Here is a 15,953-nt window from a genome sequence, read left to right as displayed (position 1 = left end):
CGTCGCCAAAGGGAAATGAAACAGATGAGATCTTACCGGTGTCGTCACCGGAAAGGCGCACACGGTCAGCGCCGCCCCAGGTGCTCCTCGACCATCGCGACGAAGTAGGCGTGCACGCGGTGGTCGCCGGTGAGTTCCGGGTGGAAGGAGGTCGCCAGCAGGTTGCCCTGGCGCACGGCCACGATCCGGCTCTCCGGACCGTCCGCGGCGGGCAGCTCGGCCAGCACCTCGACACCCGCGCCGACGCCCTCGACCCAGGGGGCCCGGATGAAGACGCCGTGCACCGGCGCGTCGCCCAGGCCCTCGAAGGCGACACCGGACTCGAAGGACTCGTTCTGGCGGCCGAAGGCGTTGCGGCGCACGGTCATGTCGATGCCGCCGACGGTCTCCTGGTCGTCCCGGCCGTCCAGGATCTTGTCGGCCAGCATGATCATTCCCGCGCAGGTGCCGTACACCGGCATCCCGGCGGCGACCCGCTCGCGCAGCGGGTCCATCACGCCGAACAGCAGCGCCAGCTTGGACATGGTGGTGGACTCCCCGCCGGGGATCACCAGCGCGTCGACCTCGGCCAGCTCCTCGGCACGGCGCACCGGGCGGGCGAGCGCGTCGGCCTCGGCCAGCGCGACCAGGTGCTCGCGGACGTCACCCTGGAGGGCGAGGACGCCGATGACTGGAGTGCTCACGGTCTTCAACCTCGTTAGATCGTTCTACGGATGTACGTGACGCGGCCCGCCGCGCGCCGAGGCGCTGCGACGGGCCGGCACAGGGGGCGACTACCAGCCGCGGTTGGCGTAGCGCTCGGTCTCCGGCAGGGTGTCGCAGTTGATGCCGACCATGGCCTCGCCGAGGTTGCGGGAGGCGTCCGCGATGATCTTCGGGTCGTCGAAGAAGGTGGTGGCCTTCACGATGGCGGCGGCGCGCTTGGCCGGGTCGCCCGACTTGAAGATGCCCGAACCGACGAAGACGCCCTCGGCGCCGAGCTGGCGCATCAGCGCGGCGTCGGCCGGGGTGGCCACGCCACCGGCGGAGAACAGCACGACCGGCAGCTTGCCGAGCTCGGCGACCTCCTTGACGAGCTCGTACGGGGCGCGCAGCTCCTTGGCGGCGGCGTACAGCTCGTTGTTGTCGAAGCCGCGCAGCTTGGCGATCTCGTTCTTGATCTGGCGCAGGTGGCGGACGGCCTCGACGACGTTGCCGGTGCCGGCCTCGCCCTTCGAGCGGATCATGGCCGCGCCCTCGGCGATGCGGCGCAGGGCCTCGCCCAGGTTGGTGGCGCCACAGACGAAGGGGGTGGTGAAGGCCCACTTGTCGGAGTGGTTGACCTCGTCGGCCGGGGTCAGCACCTCGGACTCGTCGATGTAGTCGACGCCGAGCGACTGGAGGACCTGGGCCTCGACGAAGTGACCGATCCGCGACTTGGCCATCACCGGGATGGAGACCGCCTCGATGATCTCCTCGATCATGTTCGGGTCGGACATCCGGGCCACGCCGCCGTCCTTGCGGATGTCGGCCGGAACCCGCTCCAGCGCCATGACGGCCACCGCGCCGGCGTCCTCGGCGATCTTGGCCTGCTCGGCGTTGACCACGTCCATGATCACACCGCCCTTGAGCTGCTCGGCCATGCCGCGCTTCACCCGGGCGGTACCGATCTGCGGCTGGTCTGCGGTGGTGGGGGTGGTGGACACGTGAGACCTCACTCGAAGATGAACCAGTGCTATCGCCCTATGGTAGGCGGAACGGGTGACGCAACCATGCGCCACCAAGTCCAGCCCGGACGACGGGATGCGACAAACGGGCCGTATCCGAGCACAGCCTAGGCGGGTGCCCCTTCGGGCGTGAGCGCGGGCGGCGGGGCATCGTCCATCTCGAACGCCAGCGGGAACGGGGCCTTCCCCGCCAGCCGGAAGTACCGCACCAGACGGTGCTCGCGCACCGCCCGGGCCGCCCGCACCGCGTCGTTGTGGAACCGGCGCGCCATCGGCGCCCGGCGCACCGCCGCCGTCAGGTCGCGCACCGCGTCCCCGCCGCCCGGCTCCGCCACCAGCGCCGCCACCTGCTCCGGCTCGGCGAACACCGCCCGCAGCGCCAGGCTCAGCTGGCTCTCCGCCACCTCACGCTGGTCGTCCTCGGCCTGCCGGGCCGCGTGCGCCGCGTCCAGCAGCAGCAGCGAGGCCGCCGGGTCCAGCAGCGAGGACGTGGCCAGCTCCATCGCCACCGAGGCCCGACGGACCAGCTGCGCGTCCAACGCGGCCCGCGCGGCGTCGATCCTGGCGTGCAGCCGGTCCAACCGACCGGCCGTCCAACTCAGGTACATGCCGAAGAGCACCACGGCCACGCCGGCCCAGATCCAGGTAGTCACGGGGCGCAACGCTACCGGGTGTCACCGGCTCAGCCCTCCGCGCTCGCGCTCCGGTAGGACCCGCGGTCGATGTCGGAGACGTTCACCGCGGTGTGCAGCCGGGTGCCCGGAGCCGGCGCGACGTGCTCCGCCAGCAGCGCCAGCACGCCCTCGCTGAGCGCCGCCTTCGCCTCCGGCGTACGGCCCGGGAAGATCTGGAACTCGACGTACACCTGCGCGGCGGCCCCCTCGCCCTCCCCCACCACGAAGTCGTCGTTCTGCCGGAACAGCGTCTTGCACGCCTCCGGCTTCGCGTCGATCGTCCCCACCGCGAGCCGGTTGATCGCCACGCCCAGCGCCCGGCGGTCGAAGGAGCCGGCCAGGCTCGGCGAGTAGTCGACGGAGATCTGCGGCATCGGTGCCCCCATGCGTCGTGCCCGAATACGGTCGACCGACCCTAACGCCGCCGACACCCCGGAAAAGTCCCGGGCCAGCCGGGCTCAGTCCCGGGCCAGCCCGAACCGGCCGCGCCGGCCGCCGCGCACGTCCTCCTCGACCACCGCCGCGGCCCCCGCCGCCACCGTCTCGTACACCGCCAGGATGTCCGCGCCGACCGTCGACCAGTCGAACCGCCGCACGTACCGCGAGGCGGCCTTGCTCAGCTCCCCCAGCCGCCCCGGATCGCCCAGCAGCCGCAGCGCCGCAGCGGCCAGCGCGTCCGCGTCCTCCACCGGGAACAGCTCGCCCGCGTCCCCGCCGTCCAGCACCTGCTTGAACGCGTCCAGGTCACTGGCCAGCACCGGGGCGCCCGCCGACATCGCCTCGACCAGGATGATCCCGAAGCTCTCGCCACCGGTGTTCGGCGCCACGTACAGGTCCACGCTGCGCAGCAGCCGGGCCTTGTCGCGGTCGCTCACCATGCCGAGGAACTCCACCTGACGGCGGACCTCCGGCGCCAGGCCGGCGACGGCCTCCTCCTCGTCCCCCTTGCCCGCCACCAGCAGCCGCACGCCCGGCCGCTCGGCCAGGATCTTCGGCAGCGCCGCCAGCAGCGTCGGCAAGCCCTTGCGCGGCTCGTTGATGCGGCCGACGAAGCCGATCGTGCCCGGCTCCCCGGCCGCCGCACCGCCGCACCAGCGCTCATCCGGCTCGGCGTCCGCGAAGAAGCCGACGTCCACGCCGTTCGGGATCACCACCGCGTCGCCGCCCAGGTGCTCCACCAGCGTCCGCCGGGCGTACTCCGACACCGCGATCCGGGCCCGCATCTTCTCCAGGCCGGGCTGCAGGATCGGCGAGGCCGCGATCATCGCCCGCGAGCGCGGGTTGGAGGTGTGGAACGTCCCCACCATCGGCCCGGACGCCGACCAGGCGGCCAGCATCGACACGCTCGGCGCGGCCGGCTCGTGCACGTGCAGGATGTCGAACCGGCCCTCGTGCAACCACCGCCGCGTCCGCGCCGCCGACAGGACGCCGAAGCTCAGCCGCGCCACCGACCCGTTGTACGGCACCGCCACCGCCCGCCCGGCGCCGACCACGTACGGCGGCAGCGCCTCCTCGTCCTCGGCCGGCGACAGCACCGAGACCTCGTGGCCCAGACCGATCAGGTGCTCGGCCAGGTCCCGGATGTGGAACTGCACCCCACCGGGGACGTCCCAGTCGTACGGGCAGACGATGCCGATCTTCACGGGTTCCTCATGCTCCTTCGGGTACTCCTGCTGGCCGGGATCAGGACCCGGAGGCCTCGGCCGCCGGCTCGCCGGCCGGCTCCGGCGCGGCCGCCCGGGCCGCCTCGGAGTGCGGCGCGGCCGCCTCCTCCACCGTCTCACGGACCGGGAGGTCGGCCAGCCAGAACCGCTGCAGCATGTGCCAGTCCTCGGGGTGCTCGCGGATCGCCTCCTCCCACACCCGCGCCAGCGCCTGCGTCATCACCTGCGTCCGCTCCTTGCGGTCGCCCTCCTGCGGCACCGGCACCTCGGGGTGGATCCGCGCCCGCATCACCGGGCCGTCGTACCAGAGCGTCACCGGCAGCAGCGCCGCCCCGGTGCGCTGGCACAGCGCCGCCGGACCGGCCGGCATCCGGGTCGCCTCCCCGAAGAACGACACCTCCACGCCCGCCTCCGAGAGGTCCCGGTCCCCCACCAGGCAGACCAGCCGGCCCTCGCGCAGCCGCCGCGCCAGCGTGCCGATCACGTTCGCCCCGCCCCCGGTCAACGCCAGGACCTCCATGCCCTGGCCCTCCCGGAACTCCACGAACCGGTCGAACAGCCGCTCCGGCTTCAACCGCTCCGCGACCGTGGTGAACGGGAAGCCCAGCTGCGCCACCCAGGTGCCCGCCAGGTCCCAGTTGCCCATGTGCGGCAGCGCGATCACCGCGCCCCGACCGGCCTCGATCGGCGCGCGCAGGTTCTCCAGACCCTCCGACCGGACGTCCCGGGCCACCCGCTCCCTGCTCCAGACCGGCAGCCGGAACGACTCCATCCAGTACCGCAGGTACGAGCGCATCCCGGCCCGGGACAGCGCCCGCAGGCCCGCCTCGTCCAGTCCCGGACGGACCCGGCGCAGGTTCGCCTCCAACTGGAGCACCCGCTTGCCCCGCCGGCGCCAGGCGTAGTCCGCCAGTCGGTCGAACAGGCCCCGCGCCACCCGCTCCGGCAGGTGCTTCAGCACCGCCCAGCCCAGCGCGTACGCCCAGTACACCAGTCGGTCCGTCACCGCAGGACGCCCCCCATCAGCTCCCGGCCGCCGCTCGGTCGGCCTCGAACGCCTCCCGGCGCACGGTCAGCATGCGCTGGAACACCGTCACCAGACTGCCCACCGCCACCAGCCACAGCGCCACCGGCAGCAGCCACTCCACGTACGGCACCCCGAACTTGTGCAGACCCGCGACCCCGGCCGCCACCAGGCTGGCCACCAGCCGCTCGGCCCGCTCCACCAGCCCCGACACGTCGCACGGCAGTCCCTGGCTCTGCGCCCGCGCCTTGGTGTACGACACCACCAGCCCGCTCGCCAGGCAGCAGATCGCCACCGCGCACAGCAGGTTGTCGTCACCCTTGCCCGCGTACCACATCGCCAGACCACCGAAGATCGCCGCATCCGCGACCCGGTCCAGCGTGGAGTCCAGGAACGCCCCCCACCTGGTGCTCCGGCCCAGCTGGCGGGCCATGTTCCCGTCCACCAGGTCCGAGAAGATGAACAGCGTGATCGTGATGGTGCCCCAGAAGAACTCCCCGCGGGGGAAGAACACCAGCGCACCGGCCACCGAACCGGCCGTACCGATCAGCGTCACGGCGTCCGGGCTCACGCCCAGCCGGATCAGGAACGCGGCGAACGGGGTCAGAACACGTGTGAAGAAGGCACGCGCGTATTTGTTGAGCATGGCCTTCCCGACCGCTCCGATCTCCCTGGTACCCGCCTGGCGCAACACGCGCGGCAGACGGCCGGACGGATCAGCCCGTCCGGCCCACCCATCGTAGCCAGGCCGGAGGCACGCTCCGTCGCACGCACCGCCCGACGACACCCCGGCCACGTCCCACACACGGACGGTCACCGCCCACCCGTACGACACGCGCCGCCGCAGCACCCGCACCTACACTTTCGAAGGACAGCCCCGGCGCGACGGGAGGAGACCCCGATGCCCGACCGCAGCACGGCACGAGCCGCCCAGGCACCCGCCGTCACCGCCCCCCGGGACCTGCGCAACGTCGTCCTCATCGGCTCCAGCGGTGTGGGCAAGACCACGCTCGCCGAATCCCTCGCCCTCGCCGCCGGCGCCACCGGCCGGGCCGGTCGCGTCACCGACGGCACCACCGTCTCCGACCACGAGGACATCGAGCACCACCAGCAGCGCTCCGTCCAGCTCTCGCTGCTCCCACTCGAATGGAAGGGCGTCAAGATCAACCTGATCGACCCGCCCGGCCACCCCGACTTCACCGCCGACCTGCGCGCCGCCCTGCACGCCGCCGACGCCGCCGTCTTCGTCGTCTCCGCCACCGACCCCGTCACCGCCCCCACCCGCGCACTCTGGCGCGAGTGCGCCGCCGAAGGCATCCCGCGCGCCATCGCCGTCGCCAAACTCGACCTCGCCCGCACCGGCTTCGACGACATCCTCACCGCCTGCCACGACGCCTTCGACCTGGGCCCCGACACCCTCCGCCCGCTCTTCCTGCCCGTCCTCCACGACGGCCGCCCCGACGGCAGCGTCGACCTGCTCACCGGCGACACCTACGGCCGGGCCGCCCCGCTGCCCGACACCGGGCCGGCCCACGACAGCCTCGTCGAGGCCATCTCCGGCCAGGACGACACGCTCATGGAGCGCTACCTCTCCGGCGACACCCTCGACACCGACGCCCTCGAAGCCGGCCTGCGCCGCGAAGTCCTCAGCTGCGCCCTCCACCCCGCCGTCCCCACCAGCGAGAACGGCCTCGGCGCCACCGAACTCCTCGACCTGATCGTCCACACCTTCCCCGACCCCGGCGAACGCACCCGCCCCGCCCCCGACTGCGACCCCGACGCCCCGCTCGCCGCCCAGGTCGTCCGCGTCACCGGCGACACCTACGTCGGCCGGATCAGCCTGCTGCGCCTGTACGCCGGCACCCTGCGCCCCGACACCCGCATCCACCTCGCCGGCCCCGCCCACAGCGCCGACCAGAACGGCGACGAACGCGTCACCGCCCTCAGCAGCCCCTTCGGCAAGCTCCAGCGGCCCGTCCCGCACGCCGTCGCCGGCGACCTCGTCTGCATCGCCAAGCTCACCACCGCCCGCGCCGGCGACACCGTCCACGACCCCGGCCACCCCGTCGACCTCGACGGCTGGACCCTCCCCGAGCCCCTGCTCCCGATCGCCGTCGAAGCCCACAGCAAGGCCGACGACGACAAGCTCTCCCAGGCCCTCACCCGCCTCACCGCCGAGGACCCGGCCCTACGCCTCGAACAGAACCCCGACACCCACCAGCTCGTCCTCTGGTGCACCGGCGAGGCCCACGCCGAGGTCGTCCTCGACCGCCTGCGCACCCGGCACGGCGTCCACGTCGACACCGTCGAACCCCAGGTCGCCCTCCGCGAGACCTTCGGCACCGCCGCCGCCGGCCACGGCCGGCTCGTCAAGCAGTCCGGCGGCCACGGCCAGTACGCCATCTGCGACCTGGAGGTCGAACCCCTCCCGGCCGGCTCCGGCTTCGAGTTCCAGGAGCACGTCGTCGGCGGCGCCGTCCCCAAGCACTTCATCCCCTCCGTCGAGAAGGGCCTGCGCGCCCAGCTCGCCAAGGGCGTCGCCACCGGCCACCCGCTCGTCGACGTCCGGGTCACCCTCACCGACGGCAAGGCCCACTCCGTGGACTCCTCCGACGCGTCCTTCCAGGCCGCCGCCGCCCTCGCCCTGCGCGACGCCGCCGAGCACGCCGTCATCCGGCTGCTCGAACCCGTCGCCGCCGTCACCGTCCTGCTGCCCGACGACTACCTCGGCGCCGTCCTCGGCGACCTCTCCGCCCGCCGCGGCCGCGTCCTCGGCACCGAGACCGGCGGCCCCGGCCTGACCCTGCTGCGCGCCGAGGTCCCCGAACTCGAACTCGTCCGCTACCCGGTCGACCTGCGCTCACTCACCCACGGCACCGCCGAGTTCTCCCGCGCCTACCTGCGCCACGAACCCATGCCGACCGCCCTGGCCACCCGCTACACCGACTGAGCGCCCTGCCGCCGCGGCAGCGCGCACGCCGCCGTACCCCCCGGCATCCGGTGCCGGTTGCGCGCCACCCAGCGGTACGCCAGGCCCGCCACCGGCCGCACCGGCGCCGACGCCAGCACCGCCCCCAGGTACGCCCACGCGCCGCCCGAACGCATCAGCAGCCGCGCCACCGCCTGCGCACCCCCGTACACCCGGCCCGCCGGCGTCACCCACAGCACCTCGCGCTCCGCCCGCTCCGCGGTCACCTCGCCCAGCCCGCCCGCGCGCGCGTCCAGCGCCGCCAGGTCCTCGAACTGGAACGGCACCGCGTCCCAGCCCCCCGAGGCCAGCGTCTGCCGCAGATAGCGCTCCGCCCACCGCACGCAGGACGAACAGAACGAACAGTCCCCGTCGAACACCAACACCGGATCCATCGCCCGGGCTCCCTTCCTGGCCGTCACGGCCATCCTGCACCACCCCGACGACCGCCGCCGACCGGGTATCGACCAGCCCGAAGCTGGGCATCATGCCTCTCAAGCCCAGGCGCGGCCCGATCGTGACGGCACTTCAGACGATCATGCGCGCGGCGACACCGCGGCACGATAACCTGCCGCTGACAAGGGGAGGAGGGGACGCCACCGTGACCACACTCGACATGACTCCGGGTGCGCAGATACCCCGCACCGACGCCGGGCCGCAAACCGGAGTCACCCCGGCGCTCTCCTCGGTCGCGTACCGCGACGGCAAGATCGAGGACTTCGTCGGCAAGGTCACCGCCGCGACCCACAAGAAGCCCCGCTTCAAGCTCTTCGAGGCGAACCTCGGCGAGGCGTTCAGCGCCGCCGTCATCTCCCGCACCGTCGGTGCCGGGCGCAAGCCGATCGTGCCCTCGTTCGGCACCGACACCCGCCAGATCGTCGAACACTGCCTGGCCGCACAGGAGTTGCGGGCCGCGCGGGACCGCAAGCTCACCGTGGTCACCGTGCTCTTCGGCCTGCTCGCCCTGCCCGGCACCCTGATCTGGATCGGTGCGTTCTACCTGCGCATCTACCTCATGAAGGGCAAGGCCCTCCAGGACGAGCTCTACGGCGCCCTCGCGCTCCTGGCCGCAGCCGTGGTCTCCGTCCTGTTCCTCGTCAAGCCCCCCGCCCACGGCCCGCTCGGCGTCTACCTGCGCGTCGCCATGATCCCGCCCATCATCGGCGGGATCCTCGCCCGGCGCATCGTGCTGCGCTCCACCAAGGAGCTCCGCGAGCGCTGGCTCGCCCTCGCCGAGGGCAGCTCCGTCGCCGCCACCGTCTCCAAGGCCGTCCCCCGCGACGACCTCGACAAGAAGGCCGTCGACCTGCGCGACAAGCTCGCCCGCATGGAGGCCGAGCAGGAGACCAACGTCCAGCACTACGCCGGTCCCAAGGGCATCCTCGGCGTCGGCAAGCGCTGGGGCGAATGGCGCCTGGTCGACGTGATGCGCCCCGCCGCGGGCCACTCCGACTTCCGCGCCTTCCACCCCTGGGACCTCGTCCGGAAGATCTCCTCGCACCTCAAGGGGCTCGCCGTCAGCGAGGTCGCCAACAGCGGGATGACCAACATCACCGTCAAGCAGTGGGCGGTCCTCGAAATCGGCGAGAACGCCGACGAGATCTCCCGCCCCGGCAACGCCGACATGGACGGCGACCGGATGCGCGACTTCGCCCTCCAGACCATCGCCGACAAGCAGACCTTCGCCGGCGGCGGCCCCCGGCACTACCTCGCCACCCAGTTCATCACCTTCGACGGCAAGCTGATCATCACCTTCACCGTCACCGTCACCCTGCTCGCCAACACCCTCACCGTCACCGTCGCCGGCTACGCGCTCGGCCCGGTCAACGGCGTCTTCTCCGACAAGCCCTCGGCCAAGGAGAAGACCGTCCAGAAGACCGGCAAGTTCTGGGAGGAGCGCACCGTCAAGCTCCCCCTGATCGACAACGACGAGGTGGTCCGCCAGGCCCTGCGCGCGCCGCTCACCCGCGCCCCCGGGCTGCTCTCCTGGCTCGGCGGCGGCCTGGGCCTGCCCGAGCCGTTCGGCTTCCGGCACGCCTGGGCGAGCCCGCCGTGGGGCAGCCGGTTCATGACCGACAACGCGCTCAACGCCTCCGTCCCGGTCCTCGGCGCCGTGCACGCCGCCACCCTGGAGTTCCTGGAGGAGCACGACCTGGACACCGACCGCTTCAAGAACCGCGCCTCGATCATCAAGTCCGAGGCCCAGGGCACCCGCCCGTACAAGGTCGACCAGTTCGAGTGACCACGGCCCGCGCACGCCGGAGGGGCCCGCCACCGACTCAGCGGTGACGGGCCCCTCCGGCGTTCCCGATCAGTCCTGCGGCCAGGCCTCGGCCAGCATCTTCCGGGTGTCCGCCAGCAGTTGCGGCAGCACCTTGGTGTGGCCGACCACCGGCATGAAGTTGGTGTCCCCGCCCCAGCGCGGCACCACGTGCTGGTGCAGGTGCGCCGCGATCCCGGCACCGGCCGCCGCGCCCTGGTTCATCCCGATGTTGAACCCGTGCGCCCCCGAGGCCGCCCGCAGCGCGGTCATCGCCCGCTTGGTGAAGTCGGCCAGCTCGGCCGTCTCCGCCTCGTCCAGGTCGGTGTAGTCCGCGACGTGCCGGTACGGGACCACCATCAAGTGGCCGCCGTTGTACGGGTACAGGTTCAGCACCGCGAACACGGCGCCGCCCCGGGCGATGACCAGCCCGTCCTCGTCGCTCAGCGCGGGGATCGAGCAGAACGGACAACCGTCGTCCGGAGCCGGACCGGTGGGCTTGTTCTCACCCTGGATGTAGGCCATCCGATGGGGGGTCCACAGGCGGCGGAAGCCGTCCGGCTCCCCGACGCCCCGCTGCAGTTCCGGCTCAGTCGTCATGCTGATCAGCATATTCGCCCAACGCTGCTTGCAAAGCCGCGCGGGGCGGACTCATCGAGAGCCCGCCCCGCGCGTGGTGGTCCGAAGGCGTCACACCTGGACGCGGTTCCTCACCGCGTCCACGATCTCGGCGACGGCGTCCGCCACCGGCACGCCGTTCTTCTGCTCGCCGTTGCGGTACCGGAAGGACACCGCGCCCGCCTCGACGTCGTCGTTGCCGGCGATCAGCATGTACGGAACCTTGCTCTTCTGAGCGTTCCTGATCTTCTTCTGCATGCGGTCGTCCGAGGTGTCCACCTCGACCCGGATCCCGTGCTTCTTCAGCCCGGCCGCGACCTCCAGCAGGTACGGCACGTGCTCGTCGGTGATCGGGATGCCCGTCACGGTGACCGGGGCCAACCACGGCGGCATGGCGCCGGCGTAGTGCTCCAGCAGCACCGCGAAGAACCGCTCGATGCTGCCGAACAGCGCGCGGTGGATCATGACCGGCCGCTGGCGCGAGCCGTCCGCCGCCGTGTACTCGAGATCGAAACGCTCGGGGAGGTTGAAGTCGAGCTGGATCGTCGACATCTGCCAGGTCCGGCCGATCGCGTCGCGCGCCTGGACCGAGATCTTCGGGCCGTAGAAGGCCGCGCCGCCCGGGTCCGGCACCAGCGGCAGCCCCTGCTTCTCGGCCACGCTGGCGAGGACGGCGGTGGCCTCCTCCCAGGTCTCGTCCGAGCCGACGTACTTGACCGGGTCCTTGGTCGACAGCTCCAGGTAGAAGTCGGTCAGACCGTAGTCGCGGAGCAGGTTGAGCACGAAGGTCAGCGTCGAGTCGAGCTCCTCCGCCATCTGCTCGCGGGTGCAGTAGATGTGCGCGTCGTCCTGCGTGAAGCCGCGGGCGCGGGTCAGGCCGTGCACCACACCGGACTTCTCGTACCGGTACACCGTCCCGAACTCGAAGAGGCGCAGCGGCAGTTCACGGTACGAGCGGCCGCGCGCGTCGAAGATCAGGTTGTGCATCGGGCAGTTCATCGGCTTGAGGTAGTAGTCCACGCCCTCGTCGAGCTGCATGGGCGGGTACATACCGTCCGCGTACCAGTCGAGGTGGCCGCTCTTCTCGAAGAGCTTCCCCTTGGTGGCGTGCGGGGTGTAGACGAACTCGTAGCCCTCCTCCTCGTGCCGCTTGCGCGAGTAGTCCTCCATCGCCCGGCGGATGATGCCGCCCCTGGGGTGGAAGACGGCGAGGCCGGAGCCGATCTCCTCGGGGATGGAGAAGAGGTCGAGCTCGTTGCCGAGCTTGCGGTGGTCGCGCTTCTCGGCCTCGACCAGGAAGTCGAGGTGGGCCTTGAGCTCGTCCTTGGTGGGCCAGGCGGTCCCGTAGATGCGCTGCAGCATCGGGTTCTTCTCGCTGCCGCGCCAGTAGGCGGCCGCGTTGCGCATCAGCTTGAACGCCGGGATGTACCGGGTGCTGGGCAGGTGCGGGCCGCGGCAGAGGTCGCCCCAGCACTGCTCGCCGGTCTTGGCGTCCAGGTTGTCGTAGATGGTGAGCTCGCCGGCGCCGACCTCGACGTCGGCGCCCTCGCCGGCGGTGGCGGCGGAGCCCTTGAGGCCGATCAGCTCCAGCTTGTACGGCTCGGCGGCCAGCTCCTCGCGGGCGGACTCGTCGGTGACCACGCGGCGGGAGAACTTCTGCCCGCGCTTGATGATCTCCTGCATCCGCTTCTCGATGGCCTTGAGGTCATCGGGGTGGAAGGGCTTCTCGACGTCGAAGTCGTAGTAGAAGCCGTCCTTGACCGGCGGGCCGATGCCGAGCTTGGCCTCGGGGTAGAGCTGCTGCACGGCCTGCGCCATGACGTGCGCGGTGGAGTGGCGCAGGATGTCCAGGCCGTCCTTGCTGCCGATCGCGACCGGCTCGACCTCGTCGCCGTCCTGGACGGCGTACGCGAGGTCCTTGAGCTGGCCGCCGACGCGGGCGGCGATGATCGAGCGGTCGTCGGCGAAGAGCTCGGCGGCCGTAGTGCCCGTGGTCACCACGCGCTCTTCCCGATCGGGTTCGCGGTTGATGATTACCCGGACGTCCGTCACCGGTCTCTCCTGACGTGCTGGATTCAGAGGACGCAACACTGCGCTGCGCGTGACGATGGTACCGAGCGCGTCGACCCGGCCGCGCACCTACGCCCCCTCTCCCCCTTCCCCGAGGCCTCCGTCGAGCTCTTCGCCGAGTTCCTCGCCGAGTCCCTCCCCGAGGGACTTCAGCAGCCGCTCGCGGTCGGCGTCCTCCCAGCCGCACAGTTCCAGCCCCTGCGGCCGGGTGAGCCGGCGGAAGCCGCCGCGGCTCTCCAGCCGGCCGGCGACCCGGACCGGCAGGCCCGCGAGGTGGGCCTCGGCGGCGAGCCGGTAGTCGGGGTCGGGCAGGCGGAGCTTGAGTTCGCGGACTTCGGCGCCGCCGAGGACGCGCAGCCGCACCGCGCCCGGTCCGGCCGGGTCGGCGCGCTTGAGCCGGACGACCACGCCGACGACGGTGACGGCGACGGCGGGCTCGATCCGTTCGAGCAGTTCGGCGGCCTCGGTCAGGGCGGGCAGGTCGCCGGGCGAGAAGTCGAGGACGACCCGGCGGTCCCCGAAGCCGCCCGGGGTCCCCGCGGCGGCGGACCAGGCGACGGTCAACCGGGCCGCCGTCGCGCCGCGGACCAGGTCCTCCACTGACTGGACGAGTTCCCGGCTGACTCCGGCCTGGACGGCGTTCTCGAAGGCCTCGGGCCCCCCGCTGACCCGGCGGTAGTCGACGGCGTCGCGCAGTGCCTCCAGGGCGCGGACCAGGGTGGTGACGGCGGCCCGGCCCTCGGGCGCGGGGGTGTAGGCGGTGAGGGCGGCGCCCTGCTCGACGACCAGGACGCGGTCCAGGAAGTCCCCGGCATGCGCGTCCAGCCGGGCACCGAAGTAGGCGGCCGTGGCCCGGCCGGCCTTGGCCCCGGCGGCGAGCATCGCGCGGGCCGCCCGCTGGAGCCGCTCGGCGTCGTCCCAGGTGGCGGCCTCGGCGGGGCCGGCCGGCTCCCGGTGCCAACGCAGTTCGTCGCCGGGGACGGCCAGTGCGAGCAGGATGGCTCGGGCGGACGGGGTGGAGGAGCGGGACAGCGCGGTGACGGCGTCGGCGAGGAGGTCGACGGCGTCGTCGAAGCCGCCACCGGCGGGGACGAGGACGCTGGTGCCGGACTCGTCGTCGGGCGGCGTCCAGCGGCCGTAGCGGGCGGCGGGGCCGCCTCGCCGGACCCAGCCGTGCCGGGCGAGCAGGGTGGCGAGCACCGCCGGGTCGACGGCGGCGGGGTCGGGCAGGGCCTGGACCGGCTCGCCGGGTGCGTGCGGCGGTGTCATGGGTGCTGCTCCTCGCTGCCGGGGGCCGGGACCGGGGCGGGCGGTCACGGGCTGCCACCCGCGCCGACCCGGGCCATGATGTCGCAGAGCGCGCGGTCGTCGAAGACCTTGCCGGTGGGGACCCGCACGTTGGTGCGCCGCTGTCCGGTGACCGGGTGGCCGGCCAGGTTGACCCAGTAACAGCAGTGCCGCAGTTCCAGCGCGTCCGGGCGGGCGTGCAGCCAGCGGTCGACCCGCCGCGGCAGCAGCATCACGACCAGGATGCGCGGCACGGCGACCCTCGCCCGGGCGAGCTTGCGCAGGTGGTCGTTGTCGAGGGTGAAGCTGAAGAACGGCCCGGTCGGATCGGCCGCGATCTGCTGGGTGGCCTTCAGCTGGATCTTGATGGTGACCTCGTCGTCCACCTCGTGCGCCCGGGAGCCGTGGCTGACCTGCCAGTCGATCCCGTTGTCCGGGAACGGCTGGGAGAGCGAGCAGCCGGCCGCGGCGGCGACCGCGTGCAGGTAGCCGACCTGCAGCGTCTCCATGCAGGCGGTGACCGCCAGGTTCCCCCGTAGAACGGCCGCCGCCTCCTCGGGCTGCGGCTGCGTCAGTGCCATCGCCCCGTGGCCTCCCCCTGCTCCGGGCCCGTCCGGATCGGAACGGCGGGCCCACGGGCAGGATCCCCGGTCGGGCTTGCGCCAAACGGTTGAACGGGTGTCAGAACCGGGTATCAACCGGGCGCGCGGAACGCTCGCCTGAGGGGCAGTCATGCAGCAGCACTGGTACACCGGCCCACTCGCCTCCTTCGACACCGAGACCACCGGCGTGGACGTCGAGACCGATCGGATCGTCTCGGCCGCCCTGGTCGTCCAACTCGCCCCGGGTCGGCCGGTGCAGACCACCACCTGGCTCGCCGATCCGGGCGTCCCGATCCCGGACGGCGCCCGGGCGGTGCACGGCATCACCGACGAGCACGCCCGGACGCACGGCCGCCCGGTCGGCGCGGTGGTGGCGGAGGTCACCCGCGCGCTGGCGGACCAGGCGCGGGCCGGGCGCCCGGTGGTGGTGATGAACGCGCCGTACGACCTGACGCTGCTGGACCGGGAACTGCGCCGCCATCACGGGCTGACGCTGACCGGCGGGGTGGGTACGGCCGGGCTGGTGGTGCTGGATCCGCGGGTGCTGGACAAGCACGTGGACCGCTACCGCAAGGGCCGTCGGACGCTGACCGACCTGTGCGCACACTACGGCGTGGAGCTGGCCGGGGCGCACGACGCGGCGGCGGACGCGACGGCGGCGCTGGCGCTGACCCGGCGGATAGGCGCCCGCTACCCGGCGGCGCTGGGCGAACTGACGGCGGCGGAGCTGCACCTGCGGCAGGCGGTCTGGCACGCGGCGCAGGCGCGGGGGCTGCAGAACTGGTTCGACCGGTCGGGGACGCCGGAGCGGGTGGACCCCTCCTGGCCGCTGCGGCCGGCCCGGTGCGGCTGCGGCCGCCGGCTGGAGCCCGAACACGGCTGCGAGGCGGCGGCGTAGCGCGGCCGGCGGGCGCCGGCCCCGAACGCGCCGCAGGCCCTGACCGGTTTCCTGGTCAGGGCCTGCGTGCTGTCCGGTGGGCGATACTGGGATCGAACCAGTGACCCCTTCGGTGTGAACGAAGTGCTCTCCCGCTGAGCTAATCGCCCGGGCAACGAGAAGAACTGTAGCACCATTTGGCG

Annotated in this window: 15 protein-coding genes and 1 tRNA gene; 3 read left to right on the top strand and 13 right to left on the bottom strand. The window is 72.6% G+C overall.

Features of this window, described 5'->3' with window-relative positions; genetic code table 11:
* Window positions 1-65: 65 nt before the first annotated feature.
* From pdxT to pgsA, 7 genes are all read right to left on the bottom strand, one after another.
* Window positions 66-683, bottom strand: coding sequence for a pyridoxal 5'-phosphate synthase glutaminase subunit PdxT (gene pdxT, locus ACIO9K_RS14685; RefSeq protein WP_063350971.1), 618 nt, complete (start codon window positions 681-683; stop codon window positions 66-68).
* Window positions 684-773: 90 nt separating this feature from the next.
* Window positions 774-1,685 carry a pyridoxal 5'-phosphate synthase lyase subunit PdxS gene (gene pdxS / locus ACIO9K_RS14680; protein WP_063346811.1) on the bottom strand — a complete coding sequence of 304 codons (912 nt, stop codon included), beginning with the start codon at window positions 1,683-1,685 and terminating at the stop codon, window positions 774-776.
* A gap of 128 nt (window positions 1,686-1,813) precedes the next feature.
* Complete coding sequence (locus ACIO9K_RS14675; protein ID WP_363618497.1) at window positions 1,814-2,314, bottom strand: hypothetical protein; 501 nt, start codon at window positions 2,312-2,314, stop codon at window positions 1,814-1,816.
* Between the two features lie 74 nt (window positions 2,315-2,388).
* Window positions 2,389-2,754 (bottom strand): isomerase, encoded by a 366-nt coding sequence (locus ACIO9K_RS14670; RefSeq protein WP_363583066.1) that lies wholly within the window; start codon window positions 2,752-2,754, stop codon window positions 2,389-2,391.
* Window positions 2,755-2,838: 84 nt separating this feature from the next.
* The gene (locus tag ACIO9K_RS14665; protein WP_363583064.1) at window positions 2,839-4,023 is read right to left on the bottom strand and encodes a glycosyltransferase family 4 protein; all 1,185 of its coding nucleotides are present in this window, start codon (window positions 4,021-4,023) and stop codon (window positions 2,839-2,841) included.
* A gap of 40 nt (window positions 4,024-4,063) precedes the next feature.
* Window positions 4,064-5,050, bottom strand: coding sequence for a phosphatidylinositol mannoside acyltransferase (locus tag ACIO9K_RS14660; protein WP_400329832.1), 987 nt, complete (start codon window positions 5,048-5,050; stop codon window positions 4,064-4,066).
* Window positions 5,051-5,066: 16 nt separating this feature from the next.
* A complete protein-coding gene (gene pgsA / locus ACIO9K_RS14655; protein ID WP_363583060.1) occupies window positions 5,067-5,714 on the bottom strand; it encodes a phosphatidylinositol phosphate synthase in 648 nt (215 codons plus the stop codon).
* A 255-nt stretch (window positions 5,715-5,969) separates the two neighbouring features.
* Between pgsA and ACIO9K_RS14650 the strand changes: the two genes are divergently transcribed.
* Complete coding sequence (locus tag ACIO9K_RS14650) at window positions 5,970-8,018, top strand: elongation factor G-like protein EF-G2 (RefSeq protein WP_400329828.1); 2,049 nt, start codon at window positions 5,970-5,972, stop codon at window positions 8,016-8,018.
* Here the strand turns inward: ACIO9K_RS14650 and ACIO9K_RS14645 are convergent.
* Window positions 8,006-8,431: a thiol-disulfide oxidoreductase DCC family protein gene (locus ACIO9K_RS14645; RefSeq protein ID WP_400329825.1), complete on the bottom strand. Its 426-nt coding sequence runs from the start codon at window positions 8,429-8,431 to the stop codon at window positions 8,006-8,008. The two genes, ACIO9K_RS14650 and ACIO9K_RS14645, sit on opposite strands and share 13 nt — an antisense overlap.
* Window positions 8,432-8,637: 206 nt before the next feature.
* On the opposite strand from ACIO9K_RS14645, the gene ACIO9K_RS14640 reads away from it, so the two are divergent.
* The gene (locus tag ACIO9K_RS14640) at window positions 8,638-10,278 is read left to right on the top strand and encodes a hypothetical protein (protein WP_363583054.1); all 1,641 of its coding nucleotides are present in this window, start codon (window positions 8,638-8,640) and stop codon (window positions 10,276-10,278) included.
* Window positions 10,279-10,347: 69 nt separating this feature from the next.
* Here the strand turns inward: ACIO9K_RS14640 and ACIO9K_RS14635 are convergent, their stop codons facing one another.
* The 4 genes from ACIO9K_RS14635 to ACIO9K_RS14620 all read right to left on the bottom strand — a co-directional run bounded on the left by ACIO9K_RS14635 (window position 10,348) and on the right by ACIO9K_RS14620 (window position 14,852).
* Window positions 10,348-10,908 (bottom strand): HIT domain-containing protein, encoded by a 561-nt coding sequence (locus ACIO9K_RS14635; RefSeq protein ID WP_363583052.1) that lies wholly within the window; start codon window positions 10,906-10,908, stop codon window positions 10,348-10,350.
* Between the two features lie 78 nt (window positions 10,909-10,986).
* On the bottom strand, window positions 10,987-12,966 hold the full coding sequence (thrS, locus tag ACIO9K_RS14630) for a threonine--tRNA ligase (RefSeq protein WP_400329821.1): 1,980 nt from the start codon (window positions 12,964-12,966) through the stop codon (window positions 10,987-10,989).
* Window positions 12,967-13,053: 87 nt separating this feature from the next.
* Window positions 13,054-14,253, bottom strand: a complete 1,200-nt coding sequence (locus ACIO9K_RS14625) for a hypothetical protein (RefSeq protein WP_363618230.1) — start codon at window positions 14,251-14,253, stop codon at window positions 13,054-13,056.
* A gap of 44 nt (window positions 14,254-14,297) precedes the next feature.
* Complete coding sequence (locus ACIO9K_RS14620; protein ID WP_363583046.1) at window positions 14,298-14,852, bottom strand: DUF4365 domain-containing protein; 555 nt, start codon at window positions 14,850-14,852, stop codon at window positions 14,298-14,300.
* 151 nt (window positions 14,853-15,003) lie between these two features.
* Between ACIO9K_RS14620 and ACIO9K_RS14615 the strand changes: the two genes are divergently transcribed.
* Complete coding sequence (locus ACIO9K_RS14615; protein WP_363618228.1) at window positions 15,004-15,771, top strand: 3'-5' exonuclease; 768 nt, start codon at window positions 15,004-15,006, stop codon at window positions 15,769-15,771.
* A gap of 77 nt (window positions 15,772-15,848) precedes the next feature.
* Here the strand turns inward: ACIO9K_RS14615 and ACIO9K_RS14610 are convergent.
* Window positions 15,849-15,920 (bottom strand) — tRNA-Val (locus ACIO9K_RS14610).
* Between the last annotated feature and the right edge of the window lie 33 nt (window positions 15,921-15,953).

This window comes from Kitasatospora sp. NPDC087271, from assembly GCF_044744605.1.
In the GTDB taxonomy this organism is placed as follows: Bacteria; Actinomycetota; Actinomycetes; order Streptomycetales; family Streptomycetaceae; genus Kitasatospora.
Note: the sequence above shows the minus strand (reverse complement) of the source record. Positions and strands in the feature narration are given on the sequence as shown.

What these genes read in the sequence shown, in the direction of transcription:
- ACIO9K_RS14675 (WP_363618497.1), bottom strand. Translation starts at nt 2,314, where the DNA reads ATGTACCTGAGTTGGACGGCCGGTCGGTTGGACCGGCTGCACGCCAGG.
- ACIO9K_RS14670 (WP_363583066.1), bottom strand. Translation starts at nt 2,754, where the DNA reads ATGCCGCAGATCTCCGTCGACTACTCGCCGAGCCTGGCCGGCTCCTTC.
- pgsA (WP_363583060.1), bottom strand. Translation starts at nt 5,714, where the DNA reads ATGCTCAACAAATACGCGCGTGCCTTCTTCACACGTGTTCTGACCCCG.
- ACIO9K_RS14650 (WP_400329828.1), top strand. Translation starts at nt 5,970, where the DNA reads ATGCCCGACCGCAGCACGGCACGAGCCGCCCAGGCACCCGCCGTCACC.
- ACIO9K_RS14645 (WP_400329825.1), bottom strand. Translation starts at nt 8,431, where the DNA reads ATGGATCCGGTGTTGGTGTTCGACGGGGACTGTTCGTTCTGTTCGTCC.
- ACIO9K_RS14635 (WP_363583052.1), bottom strand. Translation starts at nt 10,908, where the DNA reads ATGCTGATCAGCATGACGACTGAGCCGGAACTGCAGCGGGGCGTCGGG.
- ACIO9K_RS14625 (WP_363618230.1), bottom strand. Translation starts at nt 14,253, where the DNA reads ATGACACCGCCGCACGCACCCGGCGAGCCGGTCCAGGCCCTGCCCGAC.
- ACIO9K_RS14620 (WP_363583046.1), bottom strand. Translation starts at nt 14,852, where the DNA reads ATGGCACTGACGCAGCCGCAGCCCGAGGAGGCGGCGGCCGTTCTACGG.
- ACIO9K_RS14615 (WP_363618228.1), top strand. Translation starts at nt 15,004, where the DNA reads ATGCAGCAGCACTGGTACACCGGCCCACTCGCCTCCTTCGACACCGAG.